Origin of the sequence: Microbacterium sp. Leaf288 (genome assembly GCF_001422925.1) — a bacterium.
In the GTDB taxonomy this organism is placed as follows: Bacteria; Actinomycetota; Actinomycetes; order Actinomycetales; family Microbacteriaceae; genus Microbacterium.
Map to the genome: position 1 here is coordinate 162,475 of NZ_LMNI01000011.1, position 12,850 is coordinate 175,324.

Here is a 12,850-nt window from a genome sequence, read left to right on the forward strand (position 1 = left end):
GGGAGGTTCGATGGGCAAGACCGCAGAGGCGATCGCCGAAGGGGTGTCCATCGCGTCCGCCGCCGCGCGCCTGGCGATCCGCAACCGCATCCTCGTCGAGACGATCGCGCACGATGAGGCGTTCGACGTGGTGGCCTTCACGCCGTTCGCGCGAGAGACCCTTCTCGGCCTCGCCGACGAGCAGGAGCAGGCTGCCGCGCTCGTGAAGCGTCAGCGCAAGAAGGCGTGGGGCAAGTTCACCGATCCCGACGGCACCCACGACTACCGCGACCGCGACACCCGCAACCTCCGCCGGCGCGGCCGGCAGTACGCCGGCGTCGCGACGGCACTCCGGCGCATGGCCGACGACCCTCACGTCGTGCGCACGTTCATCGAGCAGTCGCGTGACGCCGCGTGGGGCGACGTCGAGGCCAATCTCCAGCGCCGCTTGCGGGTCGAGGGCATGCGCCCCGAGCTCGACCCCGACTACGACCGCATGCGCGCCGCCCGCATGCAGTCGATCCGCCTCGTCGACCTCCCGCGCCTCGCCGCCCACAAGCGTCATCAGGACGATCCGGAGACGGATGCTGCGCCCCCGGCCGAGCCCGCAGCACACTCGCCGCGCATCTCGGGCATCGATGTGAGCGAGCTCGACTCCTGACGCGTGTCTGTGCCCGGGCGTAGCCTCGAGCCGTGGCCGACGCAGCCCCACCGCATCCGATGCGCTTTCCTCCGGATCATCCGCTGACCGAGCGGGTGCGCGCCATCTGCCTGCCCTACCCTGAGGCGGCAGAAGTGCCGGCGCACGGCCGCTCGACCTTCCGAGCGGGCAAGCGCCAGTTCGCGATCGTCGGCGCCGCCCACGACGACGCCGGAGCAGTCGAGTTCATCCCCGACGGCCTGGAGCGTCCGGTGCTGCTGGAGCGTGACGACGTGTTCGTGCCGCCCTACGAGGGCGCGTACGGGTGGCTCGCGCTGCGTGTGGAACCGGATGCCGGTGACTGGGAGCTCCTCGCCGAGCTCATCGACACCTCCTATCGACAGGTCGCGCTGCAACGACAGCTGCGTGCTCTCGACGGCGAGTAGGGGAGCGCTGATGAGTGCGGACACGCCCGGGAAACCAGCATCCGACCGCCGATTCGCGCGGCGCGCATCCGTCAGGTATTCTTGACGACGTTGTGCGCGAGAGCGAGCAACATGCGCCCGTAGCTCAATGGATAGAGCATCTGACTACGGATCAGAAGGTTAGGGGTTCGAGTCCCTTCGGGCGCGCACTGTGTTGAGACAGTAAGCATTGAAAACCCGCGGAGTTCCGCGGGTTTTCGTGTTTCTGTGGCTGGGCGCATCCCTCTGATCCTGCGGGCGTTTCCGTCTGACCGCGAATCGCAGGGTCTGCCGGCAGAGCTGTGGATTTCCAAGGATGCCGCGAGTCGACATCGTCGGAATCAGACGGGGCGCCGTCCGGATGGCTGCACGTCAGACGCGCTCTAGCGGTCGCCCCGGGCGCTGTGCGATTCACCCTCGTCCCTGCCATAGCCCGCCACAGTGAGAACGCTGCGGAGTCCCGCGGGGGTCCCTGGCCAATGTCGTTCGATGGCATCCATACCAGCGTGCCGGATCGCGAATCGCAGAACGACCGCGACGATGAGCGCGTCATCGGCGTAGCCGAGCACCGGTATGAAGTCGGGCACGAGATCGATCGGCATCAGCAGGTAACCAAGTAGGCCGATCAGCCACCAACGGGTGGCGCGCGGAACAGTCGGGTCGCTGGCCAGCCGCTTCACCAGACGGATGACGTCGGGTACGAGTCGCAGGATCGAGCGCCAGTCCACGTCGGAGCCGGCCCGTCTTTGCTGTATCCAAAGCACGACCAGCAGCACGACCCAGAGCAGGACGATGCCCCCGACAATCCCGAGGACGATGATCAACCAGTCCGGCATCCGGCTTCCCACCTTCCGACACGGCGCCAACCAATCCAACCCCGCGCGCGCGGCACACCATACCCCGTCGACTACCTCGATCCGGTAAAGGGCGTTGGGCCGGGTTCGTTGAGCGGTCCCCGGCCGTGCGACTTCGTCCTCGGACATGGCCGACGACCGCCGTCTGTGACCAGCCCAGGGATCAGATATCCCCCGACGCGCCAGGTCGCCCCACCACGACGATCCGCATACTGGACCTCCCGTCCTCGGCGTTACAGGTTGATGTGGATGCGGTAGAGGCTGGTGGATGCGGTGATGTAAAGCGTCGTACCGTCCTCGCCTCCGAAGCAGACGTTGGACACGATCTCGGGAACGGGGATCGCGCCGACACGGGCACCCTCCGCATCGAAGACGACGACGCCGGTGGCGCTGGATGCCCAGACGCGCCCGCGGGCGTCGACGCGCAGGCCGTCGCACACTCCGTCCCCGATCAGCGCGAAGGTCTCTCCCTGATCGCATGCGCCGTCGCGCACGCGATAGCGGCGGATGTGGCGGGGGACGCCGGGCTGCGTGGCCCCTGCCGTGTCCGACACGTAGAGGACCGTCTCATCCGGTGAGAACGCGAGTCCGTTCGGATGCACCATATCGGTGATCACCGGCCGCAGCTCTCCCCTCCGCTCGTCGAAGCGGAACACGAAGCATCCTTCGTACTCGGGCGCCGCGGAGTGTCCTTCGTGATCGGAGAGGATGCCGTAGGGCGGATCGGTGAACCAGATCGCGCCGTCTGAAGCGACCACCACGTCGTTCGGCGAATTGAAGCGCACACCGTCCCACCGATCGACGATCGGCGTCACGACCCCGTCGACGTCGCGCTCGATTCGACGCAGTCCGTGTGAGCACTGCACGACCCGACCCTCGAGATCGAGAGTCCGACCGTTCGTGAACTCGACTCCGGCTCGATACGCGTCGACGCGCCCGGTCGCGGCGTCGAACTGCAGGATCCTGTCGTTCGGGATATCGCTCCAGCGCACGGCTCCAGCATCCGGGAGCCAGACCGGTCCCTCGGCCCACGCCATACCGGTGTACAGGCGCTCCAGCTGTGCACCCGGCTGAATCAGAGGCGTGGTCTCGGTCATTCCAGGGTCAACTCTGTCATGTTGCTGCCGAACGCGCCGACGGGCCCGGGGATCCTCGGAGCCGAAACCGCGTCGGGGTGCGCGGCGTCGTCGATGAGGTCGTCCGGCCGGTCGCGGGGGTCCTCAACGGGGTCCATCGGCGGGCATCGGGTATGGGGTGACACCACGCTCACGGTTCAGCGCCGCGTCCGTCGCCCGGGGTTCGGGCGCGCGATTGCGCCGTTCGAGTCTGGCCTGATACGGGTTCGGGACGTGTCGTTGTCGATGTGCGCGTAGTGCATCGAGCGGGGCTCTCGTTGCTTCCTGCTCCCAACGGGCGACGGCGCGTTCTGAGGTTCGCTCCTGACTTGGTGATCCTTGACGAGCTTAGTGATCGATCACTATTGTCGTCGACAGACCGTAAGTGAACGTTCACTGTAGAACGCGGAAAGGAACATCGATGTCCCTGTCTTTCTCCAGACGACCCTCGGTCCTGTCGATAGGACTCGCCGTCGGCGCCATGCTGACAGTGGGTCTGCCCGCACTGGCCGCACCGGCCTCCGCCGCCACCACCGCTGAAGCCTCCTTCGTCGGTTTCACCGACAAGTCCGAACTGCGTGCCGACGGCCGATCAGTCGTCGCCGGGGAGGAGCTCCTCGTCGCGGACGGCTCGGCGCCACAGGGCGCCGGAACGACCTATTACGTCGACGCGCAGTCCGGCGACGACGCGGCATCCGGCACCTCCGCAGGCACGGCATGGCGCACGTTCGCGAACGTCAATGGCACCGAGTTCGAGCCGGGCGACCGCATTCTCCTCAGGGCGGGCAGCTCATGGTCGGCGTCGGGGACTGAGGTCGCCCGTGAGGCGTACGACTACACAACCTGGACCGGCGGGCAGCCGACGCACGTGGCGGGCCCGGACGGAACGGCGCTGCTCGCTCCCCGCGGGTCGGGAACCGCCGAGGCTCCGATCGTCCTCTCGAGCTACGGCGACGGCGCCGCGCCCGAGCTTGACGGCCGCGGTGTCGTCAACGACGTCCTGCAGCTCACGAACCAGGAGCACTGGGACATCTCGAACCTCGAGATCAGCAACGAGACCGAAGGGTTCGACGCGACGACGTTCCAGCCCGCCCGCAACAACGGCCAGGCCCCCGGAGAAGAGAATCCCGAGACCGGCGACCTGCGCGGCATCCACGTCCAAGCCGAGAACGCGGGCACGCTGCGCGGCTTCGACATCCACAACGTGTTCATCCGCGACGTCACCGGCTACACGTGGTCGGTCAGCGCGGCGGGTCTGGATCGCTCCAAGCGCACCGGAGGCATCCTCTTCGAAGGGCTGAAGGGTGACGCGCAGACCGTGTCGCAGTTCGAGGACATCTCGATCCGCGACAACTACATCGCCAACACTGCCTTCGCGAATCTCGTCTTCAAGCAGTTCGCAGGCATGGGGACCAACCGATACCAGGATCTGCCCCCGGGCTGGGGCGATCGGGCCGCCGGCCGTGCCGCTCCCGACGGGACGATCACCGAGGATCCGGACTGGCGGCCCCACTCGAACGTTGAGATCACGGGCAACTACCTGACCAACCGCGAGACCCAGTACGGCTGGGACTCGATGTACCTCACGAGTGTGCGGGGCGCGCATGTCGAGGACAACATGATCGACGGCGCGGGGGTGTCGGGCATCGAGATGTACTACGCCGACGACATCGTCGTGCAGAACAACGAGGTCGCCGAGCTCGAGGGACGCACAGGCGCCGCCGACTCCAACGGGATCGATCCCGACCGCGGCACGTCGAACATCCTCATTCAGGGCAACTACATCCACGAGTCCGGCGAAGGCATTCTGCTGTGCGGCTTCGGCTTCAGCACCGCCGTCGTGCGCTACAACATCATCCGCGACATCGAGCGCAACTACATCAACCCGCACGGCGACACCGGCGTGAACGTCGTCTACAACAACCTGATGTACAACTCGGTGCAGCCCATCCGGAACAACACCGTCGGCTTCTTCGAGTCGTCGGGAAATGCCGCAACGTACCTGAACGCCCGCAACCCGCACCATGTCTTCAACAACGTCTTCCTCAACACGCGTGCAGACGTCGCAGGCTCCGCCTTCCGCACCCAGTTCCCGGGAGTGAGCTTCGACAACAACTCCTACTTCGGGCCGGGAGTGACGGCGCCCAGCGCCGACGAGCACGCCACCATTGCAGACCCGCTGCTGAAGGGTGACCTCGTATCGGGCGTCGCCAACGCCATGCTCGGCTCCGGCGACTCCCCGCTCATCAACGCGGGTCGAACGGTCGATCTCGCACAGATCGCTCCGGGATTCGATGTGACCGGCAACCGTGGCGAGAGCCAGGTGCCGCTCGACGTCGACTTCTTCGGGCGCTCGCTGTCGACGCCGCCGCACATCGGTCCGACGTCGTACGAGCCCGCGGAGGGGCACGGTGTCGTCTCCGGCATCGTGACAGCCGCTGACGGCCAGCCGGTTCCCGGTGCCACCGTCTCGTACGGCGCGGGCACGACGACGGCTGATGCGCGCGGCCGGTACTCGCTGGAGATCCCCGCCGGCGATTACTCCCTTGTCGCCTCGGCCGACGGCTACACCGACGGTGCCCCCGTCACCGTGACCCTGGCCGACCGTCAGACGCTGGCCGCGCCGCTCGTGCTCGGCGCGACGACGGCCACCGAGGGGACGATCGCCGGTGCCGTAACGTCTTCGGGAGCGGGGCTCGCTGGCGTCGCGGTCGAGGTCGTCAAGGGCGATGAGATCGTCGCGAGCGCGACGACCGACGCGGCAGGGGCATACTCGCTTCCCGGCGTCGCGATGGGGGGTGGCTACACCGTCCTCGCGACGAAGGATGGCTACGACCCCGCGTCGCAGGCCGAGGTCGAAGTCGTCCCCGCGCGCACGGTCACCATCAACCTCGTGCTGCGCAGGGAAGCGGGGGAGACCCGCTACGTGATCAACGAGACCTTCGACGACGAGGCGACGGGCGCCTTCGCTGGGACCGCGGACGGAGTGTTCACCGCTCGCACCGCCCCGGTGGCCGGGACGATCGAGGTCGTAGCCGACGCCGCGGAGGAAGGGAACAAGTACCTGCGCATCAACAAGGCCAGCGGCACGTCGGCCACCCTGGGTCTGCACAACACTGCCGAGCTCAATCTCACGGGCACCGTCACGGTCGAAGCGCGCATGCAGCGCACGACGACCAACGGCACGCCGAACCAGCTGGCGCTGTACTCGTATACCGAGAGCAGTTGGAATGCCGCAAACCCGGCAGGGTCGTCCAACCCGTCGGCGACGATCGGCTTCGCGGGCGGCAACATCATCACGCACAACGTCACCGGCTCGAGTTCGGTGCGCACGGTGGCGCCGTACAGCGTTGGCCAGTGGTACACCGTTCGCAACGTCGTTCATCTCGACACCGGCACCTTCGACTTCTATGTCGACGACATGTCGAAGCCGGTGCTGGCGGACCAGCCGCTGCGGACGAATGTCGACGACCTCGACTACTTCCTGTTCTTCATCAACGGGTCCAACGTCGGCGATCTGCTGGTCGACTACTTCCGGGTCAACACCGGCACACCGTTCGACTACGCCGACGCCTCCCTCGCGACGGTCAGCGCCACCACCGCCGATGGCGAGGTCGAGCTCACCCCATCCGGCGACGGACGCATCTTCAGCGGCGAAGTCGACGCCTTCGTCGAGGAGGTCGCGATTTCGGCCGCGGCGCGCAGTGATTTCGCGACCGTGGAAGTCAACGGCACTGCCGTCGAACCGGGCGAATCCGTGACGGTGCCGCTGGCAGCCGGATCGCCCAGCGACCCGGACGTCGTCACGACGATCCCCGTCGTCGTGCGAACCGAGGACGGCTCGGAGCGCACGCACGCCGTGTCGATCTCGCGCGTCAATCCCAGCCAGCTGGCCGCCTTGCGCGACCTGCAGGTGGTGGGCCACCTCTTGACGCCCGAGTTCGCCCGCGACCGCACCGGCGGCGACAACCCGTACCGCATCGACGGTGAGCTCGACGCCTCCGTGGCCTCGGTCGATCTCTCGTGGCGACGGGGCTGGGAGGGTCAGCAGGTGCAGGTCAACGGCGTGGATGTCGACGCCGGCGCGACCGGTGCAACACTTCCGCTCGAGGACGGCGAGAACCGCTTCGAGGTGACAGTGAGCTCCTTCGCCGGCGAGTCCGCAATCTACGTCGTCGTCATCGACCGGGCTGCCGCCGAGCCGCAGCTCGCGGTCACCACCGAGATCGACACCCGATGCGTCGCGCGAAAGGTCGTGCTGGTGATCACTGTGACGAACGGCGAGGAGGTGCCGGTATCGGTGAGGCTGGAGACTCCGTACGGGTCGAAGCAGCTGCCGGTCCTTCCAGCCGACAAGAGCAGATCGCAGTCGTTCACCACCCGCCTCGCGGAGATGCCGGCCGGCAGCGTCGCGGTCAGCGCGGCGGCCACGGTCGACGGCGAGGAGCTCCAGCTCTCCCGGAGCGTGCAGTACGACGGGGCCGGATGCTGAGATGAGGGGCTGGGTGCTCGACGGCGCCCGCCCGAACAGCTGAGCGTCCGTCTCCCGATCCGGCGGGGACGGGCGCTTCGGCCTGTTGCAGCCGCGAGAGCGTCGCCACCATCACGTCGGCGTCGGCATCGGCGTCGGTGATCGCGTGAACGCCCATGACTCCACGCTCAGGCACGGGATACCGCGGAAGCCCTGCTGGAGCAGGGGACGTCACCCGCACTGTCCCGTCAGCCCGCCTCGCCGGGAGGTCAGTCCCACACGCGCCGAACGGCCAGGGCTGTGGGCGGTCCCGACGCCACCCGTCCGCGGAGCCGCGTCCGCCAGGGCAAGTGCGACGGGCTCTGCTACGTCAGCTCAGACGCGGAACCGCGTGTCTCCAGGGTGTGGGACTTCCGCCACTCGACCACCGAATGGAGAAACAACACCGCGGCCGCGGTGAAGACGACGACGACCGTGGCGATCGACCACCAGACCGGCTGAAAGTCAGTCAACACGAAGGCGCCGGCCAGGAGGAACAGGAGTCCGCCGAGGAAGTGAGCGCTCGAACGGGCCATGCGTGCCGTCGACATGACGACTCGACGACGAACGTGGAAGGACACCCTTATGTCGGCGGTCTCGGCATGAGACCCTACGTCGGTGGAGAGCATCGAATGGTGGCCGTCGTTGGATGCGGCGACCAAGGACTGGCTGATCACGCACAACGGTGAGGCGCTGCCGGCCGAAGTGCTCGGCAGGATTGTTGCAGCCGGCGGCATCGTGACGTCGAATGCGTGGTGGATCGGCGAAGACGGACCTGACGGCTTCTTCCTGTCCGACGAGGCCGTGGACTGGATCGAAGCTGTCGGGAACGCCGAAGAGCCGTAGACGCGTGCGCCGAGGGATTGGCATCGGCGCAACGCGGACCGAGCTCGCGGATCTGCTGTCGTCCGGAGCTCAGCGTGCACACGCCCATCGCCGGTGCCGGCTCGAGTCCGATAATGGGCGGATGCTACTTGTCCTGTCAGGGCTGCCCGGCACGGGAAAGAGCGCCGTGGCGACCGAGGTCGCGCGCCTCACCGGCGCGGTTCATCTGTCGGTCGACGCGATCGAAGACGCGCTTCTCGGCGCCGGGCTGGAAAGCTCGTGGACCACGGGGGTCGCAGCCTACGAGGCGGTGCGGGCGGCCGCGGAACAGAACCTGACGCTCGGCCGCTCTGTCATCGTCGATGCAGTCAACGACAGCGAGATCGCTCGCGAGACCTGGCGCCACGCCGCGACGGCGACGGGGGTCTCGCTGACCTTCGTGCTGCTGACCCTCGACGATGAGGCCGAGCACCATCGTCGCCTCCGAGGGCGACGCCGCGATCTGAGCCACATTGCAGAACCCACCTGGAACGACGTCCGACGACGCGCCGCGGAGTTCGAGCCGTGGGGCGGTGCACATGAGCATCTGGACGCGAACGCACCGCTCGAGCAGCTGGCCGGGTCGGTCGCGAAACTGATCAGCCAAGGCTGACCGCCAGCACAAGGCGGTCGGCGCGGCGGACGACCGGGTTGCGAACGGGGCCGGTCAGGGGTCTGCTCGGTGGTGCGCGACGCCCCGCGTAGGCTCTTCGGATGACCTTCGATGCGAACGACGCGGGCGCCGGCGTCGACGGATTCCGCCGCGAGATCCTCTGCGGGGACCGGTTCGGCGATGCGGCACCAACGCTTGCCATCGCGGCTGAGAGCGGTGTCGCGTGAGCGTGCACCTCATCGGCGGCGGCGCGACCACGGCTGCGGATGCCCCGCTCTACGCGCCATTCGTCGCCGAAGCGGCGCTGCGAGCGGCCGACGCGGGCCGCGCGCGGCCGCGCATCGCGGTGATCTCACTGCACCCCGAGGCCGAGGAGAAGGCGGCGGCGCTCGGCGAGCTTCTGATCGAGGCGGGAACCGGATCCGCGATCGAGCTGCACCTGACCGCGGGTCGGCCGGACGAGCCGATCGGGCTCGGCGCGATCGCCGACGTCGACGGCATTGCGGTGGGGGGCGGCGTCGTCGAGGACGTGCGTGCAGGGCTCGAGCCGGTGTTCAGCGAGTTGCGTCGGCTGGTTGCCGGCGGTGTGCCCTACCTCGGCGTTTCGGCCGGTGCGATGATCGCGGCGGAGGGCTCGCTCGGGGGTGGCTCCCGCATCGGCGGCGTGGTCGTCTCACCGGAGGACCCCGACGAAGCGGGCGACGAGCTGGAGATCGAAGCCGGCATCGGCCTCGTCGACGTGGCCATCGAGGTGCACGTGGCCCAGCGCGGAATGCTGTCCCGGCTGGTCGCCGCCGTCGAGTCTGGGCTGATCGCGGGCGGGCTCGGCATCGACGAGCGCACGGCCCTGATCGTTGGCGACGGCACGCTCCGGGTTGAAGGCAATGGCAGCGTCTGGCGGGTGCTGCCGATCGACGGCGGCGTGCTGGTCTCCACGATCGGCACCTGAGGACGCTCCGAGGTCTCTCGCATCTGCAAGATCTCCCACCCGTCGTGGATTCCGACAGGCCACGCGAGAACAGAGCCGATGACTGGATGTCGGGGGTTCTCGTTACGGTCACCTCCGTGGCAGTAAGTGATGCACTTGCCGGGCTGGATCCGGCGCAGCTTCAGGCCGTCGAACACGGTGAGGGGCCGCTGGTGGTCGCGGCGGGCGCGGGCACCGGGAAGACCCGCGTGCTCACCGCTCGGGTGGCGCGGCTGCTCGAGGCGGGGGTCGTCCCGGAACGGATGCTGCTGCTGACGTTCACCCGGCGTGCGGCGTCCGCGATGCTCTCTCGAGCTGCGGTGATGTGCGGCGACGCGCAGGCTGCGCAGCGCATCGCCGGCGGCACGTTCCATGCCGTCGCGCACCGCATCGTCGCCGAGCACGCACAGCACCTGGGGCTGGAGGACGTGACGGTGATCGATCCCGACGACGTCATCGACCTGCTCGACCTGCTGCGCGCGGAGCACGGGCTCGACGGCACCGAGGTACGGCTGCCCACGACGCGCACCATCGCGGACATCGCCTCCCGCACGATCAACACCGCGACCCCGGCCCGCACCGTCATCGAAGAGCAGTTCCCGTGGGCGCTCGAGCAGGCGGACGCGATCGCCGGCCTGCTGCGTCATTACCGCGACCGCAAGCGCGAGCGCGGCCTGCTCGACCTCGATGATCTGCTCATCGCCTGGCGGGCGCTGGTCGCCGATCCCGATGTCGGGGCGCGGCTGCGGGCACGCTGGGACTGGGTGCTGGTCGACGAGTACCAGGACGTCAATCAGCTGCAGGTCGACATCGTGCGCGGGCTCAGTCCCGACGGCCGCGGGCTCACGGTCGTCGGCGACGACGCGCAGGCGATCTACGCGTTCCGGGGCGCGAGCGCCGGGCACCTGCTCGAACTCATGGAGGCGTACCCGGACGCCACGCTGGTGCGGCTCGAACGCAACTTCCGTTCCACCGGACCGATCCTCGACCTCGCGAACCAGGTGCGCCCGGGCGAACTGAAGCTGAGGCTCGTCGCCGACCGTCCACTGCCAGGCGCCCGGCCGACGCTGGTCACCTGCCGCAACGCCGACGACGAGGCCCGCACGATCGCGGACCGCATCCTCGCCGCGCACGTCGACGGCACGCCGCTGCGCTCACAGGCCGTGCTGATGCGCACCGGATCCCACAGCGCGCAGCTCGAGGTCGAGCTCAAAGTACGCAGCATCCCGTTCCACAAGTTCGGCGGGATCGGCTACCTCGAGACGTCGCATGTGCGCGACCTGCTGGCGAGTTTCCGCGTCGTGCTCAACCCGGCGGACGAGGTGTCCTGGTATCGCCTGCTCACCCGGCACCGCGCGATCGGCAAGGCGAGCGCCCGCGGATTGGCCGGGATCCTCGCGGACGGGGGCGTCGACCGCGCGGCCGATGCGGTCGCGGCGGCACCGGCGAAGGCGCGCACCGGACTCGCGTCGACCCTGTCGCTGCTCGGCGGCGTCGACTCCACGACCGCCGTGCCGGAGCTGGTCGAGGCATGCCGAGGTGCGGTGGATCCGCTGTTGCGCGCGCACTACCCGGATTGGCACCGTCGGGTGACCGAGGTCGACGGCATCGCGCAGGCCGCCGCCGGGCAGAGCGATCTCCGCACGTTCGTGAGCGAGCAGGCGATCGACCCCGTGAACGTCGCCGGTGACTGGGCGAAGCAGCCACACCTCGACGAGGACTGGCTGACGCTGTCGACGATCCACTCCGCGAAGGGCCTGGAATGGGACACGGTCCACCTCCTGCGCGCGAACGACGGCGCAATGCCCTCGGACATGGCACTCACCTCGCGCGCCGGCCTCGCCGAGGAACAGCGCCTCTTCTACGTCGCGATCACCCGCGCACGCGACACCCTCGACGTGTACGTGCCCTCGCAGCTGCCGACGCACCCCACCGCGTTCCTGGCCAAGCACGTCGCCGCCAAGCCCAGCAGGTTCCTGACCGAGCCCGCACGCGCTCTCATGGAGCCGGTGAGCACCGCCGCCGTCACCCCCGAGGCCGCGATCAAGCGAGCCGTCGCGGCGCCGCGCGTGCGCACAGACGCGTTCGACGAACTGTTCGCCTGATCTGCATCCGCTCGGGTCTCCGCGAGCACGCGGACGCGCTTGCGCCAGAAGCAGCAGCGTCGTCGCTGTCGCGCGCTACGTGATCAGGGGTCGCCGGTATCCGCGTCGCGCGCATCGGCGACGCGCGCGATGAGCGCTGGCTCCTCCTCGAGGCAGAGGTCGAGGATGCCGCGCAGCAGGCCTCCGAGGCTGGTCGAGCTCAGCAGCCGGAACCGGTCGTACTCGCCCAGCGGCGCGATCGCGGCGAGCTGCCAGGACGACTCCACTGGATCTTCGGACAGGTCCGTCGCGGGGTCCCATCGAGCCTCATCGAGGACGGAGGCGAGCGTCGCGAGCCGGCGCACGACCTGCTCAGCCTCGCGGTGGAGTGGCGCGAGCGCCTCGTCCCACACGAGTGGGGACATCGTCGACACGTCGGCCACGGGGTGCGGGTCGTCTTCGCCCCATCGGTCGACAATGATCCGCTCCCCGCCTACGCCGATCACGTACAGGTCCGCGGCGCCTGCCTCGATCTGCAGGATCCGCGCCATGGTGCCGATAGAGGAGCGCTGATCCCCTCCGCCTGCCTCGAGCCCCCGCTCGATGAGGACAACCCCGAACTCCGGATCCTCCACATCGAGCAGGCGTCCCATCATGGTGAGGTATCTCGGTTCGAACACCCTCAGCACCAGTGGCGTGTATGGCAGCAGGACACTACCGAGCGGGAACATCGCGACGGCGTCCATGGGCAACAGTCAAT

12 protein-coding genes and 1 tRNA gene are annotated in these 12,850 nt (G+C 68.5%); 9 read left to right on the forward strand and 4 right to left on the reverse strand.

Going from position 1 to position 12,850, the window contains the following annotated elements:
- The first annotated feature begins 10 nt into the window (after window positions 1–10).
- The 3 genes from ASF40_RS10105 to ASF40_RS10115 all read left to right on the forward strand — a co-directional run bounded on the left by ASF40_RS10105 (window position 11) and on the right by ASF40_RS10115 (window position 1,251).
- Window positions 11–640 carry a hypothetical protein gene (locus ASF40_RS10105; RefSeq protein ID WP_056368656.1) on the forward strand — a complete coding sequence of 210 codons (630 nt, stop codon included), beginning with the start codon at window positions 11–13 and terminating at the stop codon, window positions 638–640.
- Between the two features lie 32 nt (window positions 641–672).
- On the forward strand, window positions 673–1,065 hold the full coding sequence (locus ASF40_RS10110; RefSeq protein ID WP_200919473.1) for an MmcQ/YjbR family DNA-binding protein: 393 nt from the start codon (window positions 673–675) through the stop codon (window positions 1,063–1,065).
- 113 nt (window positions 1,066–1,178) lie between these two features.
- Window positions 1,179–1,251: transfer RNA gene (locus tag ASF40_RS10115), tRNA-Arg, on the forward strand.
- Window positions 1,252–1,466: 215 nt separating this feature from the next.
- On the opposite strand, the gene ASF40_RS10120 is transcribed toward ASF40_RS10115, so the two are convergent.
- Together ASF40_RS10120 and ASF40_RS10125 are read right to left on the reverse strand one after the other, a co-directional pair.
- On the reverse strand, window positions 1,467–1,919 hold the full coding sequence (locus ASF40_RS10120) for a YkvA family protein (protein ID WP_056368660.1): 453 nt from the start codon (window positions 1,917–1,919) through the stop codon (window positions 1,467–1,469).
- A gap of 251 nt (window positions 1,920–2,170) precedes the next feature.
- Window positions 2,171–3,034, reverse strand: a complete 864-nt coding sequence (locus tag ASF40_RS10125) for an SMP-30/gluconolactonase/LRE family protein (protein WP_056368662.1) — start codon at window positions 3,032–3,034, stop codon at window positions 2,171–2,173.
- A gap of 439 nt (window positions 3,035–3,473) precedes the next feature.
- On the opposite strand from ASF40_RS10125, the gene ASF40_RS10130 reads away from it, so the two are divergent.
- Window positions 3,474–7,544 (forward strand): carboxypeptidase regulatory-like domain-containing protein, encoded by a 4,071-nt coding sequence (locus tag ASF40_RS10130; protein WP_157549608.1) that lies wholly within the window; start codon window positions 3,474–3,476, stop codon window positions 7,542–7,544.
- A gap of 344 nt (window positions 7,545–7,888) precedes the next feature.
- Here the strand turns inward: ASF40_RS10130 and ASF40_RS10135 are convergent, their stop codons facing one another.
- Complete coding sequence (locus ASF40_RS10135) at window positions 7,889–8,113, reverse strand: hypothetical protein (RefSeq protein WP_056368666.1); 225 nt, start codon at window positions 8,111–8,113, stop codon at window positions 7,889–7,891.
- A 67-nt stretch (window positions 8,114–8,180) separates the two neighbouring features.
- On the opposite strand from ASF40_RS10135, the gene ASF40_RS10140 reads away from it, so the two are divergent.
- The 5 genes from ASF40_RS10140 (at window position 8,181) to ASF40_RS10155 (ending at window position 12,111) form a co-directional block, all read left to right on the forward strand.
- Entirely contained in the window at window positions 8,181–8,408 is a 228-nt protein-coding gene (locus tag ASF40_RS10140; protein WP_056368668.1) for a hypothetical protein, read from the forward strand.
- 121 nt (window positions 8,409–8,529) lie between these two features.
- The gene (locus ASF40_RS10145; protein WP_056368670.1) at window positions 8,530–9,039 is read left to right on the forward strand and encodes an AAA family ATPase; all 510 of its coding nucleotides are present in this window, start codon (window positions 8,530–8,532) and stop codon (window positions 9,037–9,039) included.
- Window positions 9,040–9,140: 101 nt separating this feature from the next.
- Window positions 9,141–9,266: a hypothetical protein gene (locus ASF40_RS21600; RefSeq protein ID WP_268776128.1), complete on the forward strand. Its 126-nt coding sequence runs from the start codon at window positions 9,141–9,143 to the stop codon at window positions 9,264–9,266.
- Complete coding sequence (locus tag ASF40_RS10150; RefSeq protein WP_056368672.1) at window positions 9,263–9,988, forward strand: Type 1 glutamine amidotransferase-like domain-containing protein; 726 nt, start codon at window positions 9,263–9,265, stop codon at window positions 9,986–9,988. The genes ASF40_RS21600 and ASF40_RS10150 overlap by 4 nt, the downstream gene beginning before the upstream one ends.
- A gap of 116 nt (window positions 9,989–10,104) precedes the next feature.
- A complete protein-coding gene (locus ASF40_RS10155; RefSeq protein ID WP_162239856.1) occupies window positions 10,105–12,111 on the forward strand; it encodes an ATP-dependent helicase in 2,007 nt (668 codons plus the stop codon).
- Between the two features lie 83 nt (window positions 12,112–12,194).
- Here the strand turns inward: ASF40_RS10155 and ASF40_RS10160 are convergent, their stop codons facing one another.
- The gene (locus ASF40_RS10160) at window positions 12,195–12,836 is read right to left on the reverse strand and encodes an LON peptidase substrate-binding domain-containing protein (protein WP_056368676.1); all 642 of its coding nucleotides are present in this window, start codon (window positions 12,834–12,836) and stop codon (window positions 12,195–12,197) included.
- Window positions 12,837–12,850 lie beyond the last annotated feature (14 nt).

Excerpts from the sequence above, each read along its gene's own strand:
- ASF40_RS10160 (WP_056368676.1), bottom strand. The coding sequence starts at position 12,836 with ATGGACGCCGTCGCGATGTTCCCGCTCGGTAGTGTCCTGCTGCCATAC.
- ASF40_RS21600 (WP_268776128.1), top strand. The coding sequence starts at position 9,141 with ATGACCTTCGATGCGAACGACGCGGGCGCCGGCGTCGACGGATTCCGC.
- ASF40_RS10145 (WP_056368670.1), top strand. The coding sequence starts at position 8,530 with ATGCTACTTGTCCTGTCAGGGCTGCCCGGCACGGGAAAGAGCGCCGTG.
- ASF40_RS10130 (WP_157549608.1), top strand. The coding sequence starts at position 3,474 with ATGTCCCTGTCTTTCTCCAGACGACCCTCGGTCCTGTCGATAGGACTC.
- ASF40_RS10135 (WP_056368666.1), bottom strand. The coding sequence starts at position 8,113 with ATGTCGACGGCACGCATGGCCCGTTCGAGCGCTCACTTCCTCGGCGGA.
- ASF40_RS10105 (WP_056368656.1), top strand. The coding sequence starts at position 11 with ATGGGCAAGACCGCAGAGGCGATCGCCGAAGGGGTGTCCATCGCGTCC.
- ASF40_RS10125 (WP_056368662.1), bottom strand. The coding sequence starts at position 3,034 with ATGACCGAGACCACGCCTCTGATTCAGCCGGGTGCACAGCTGGAGCGC.
- ASF40_RS10120 (WP_056368660.1), bottom strand. The coding sequence starts at position 1,919 with ATGCCGGACTGGTTGATCATCGTCCTCGGGATTGTCGGGGGCATCGTC.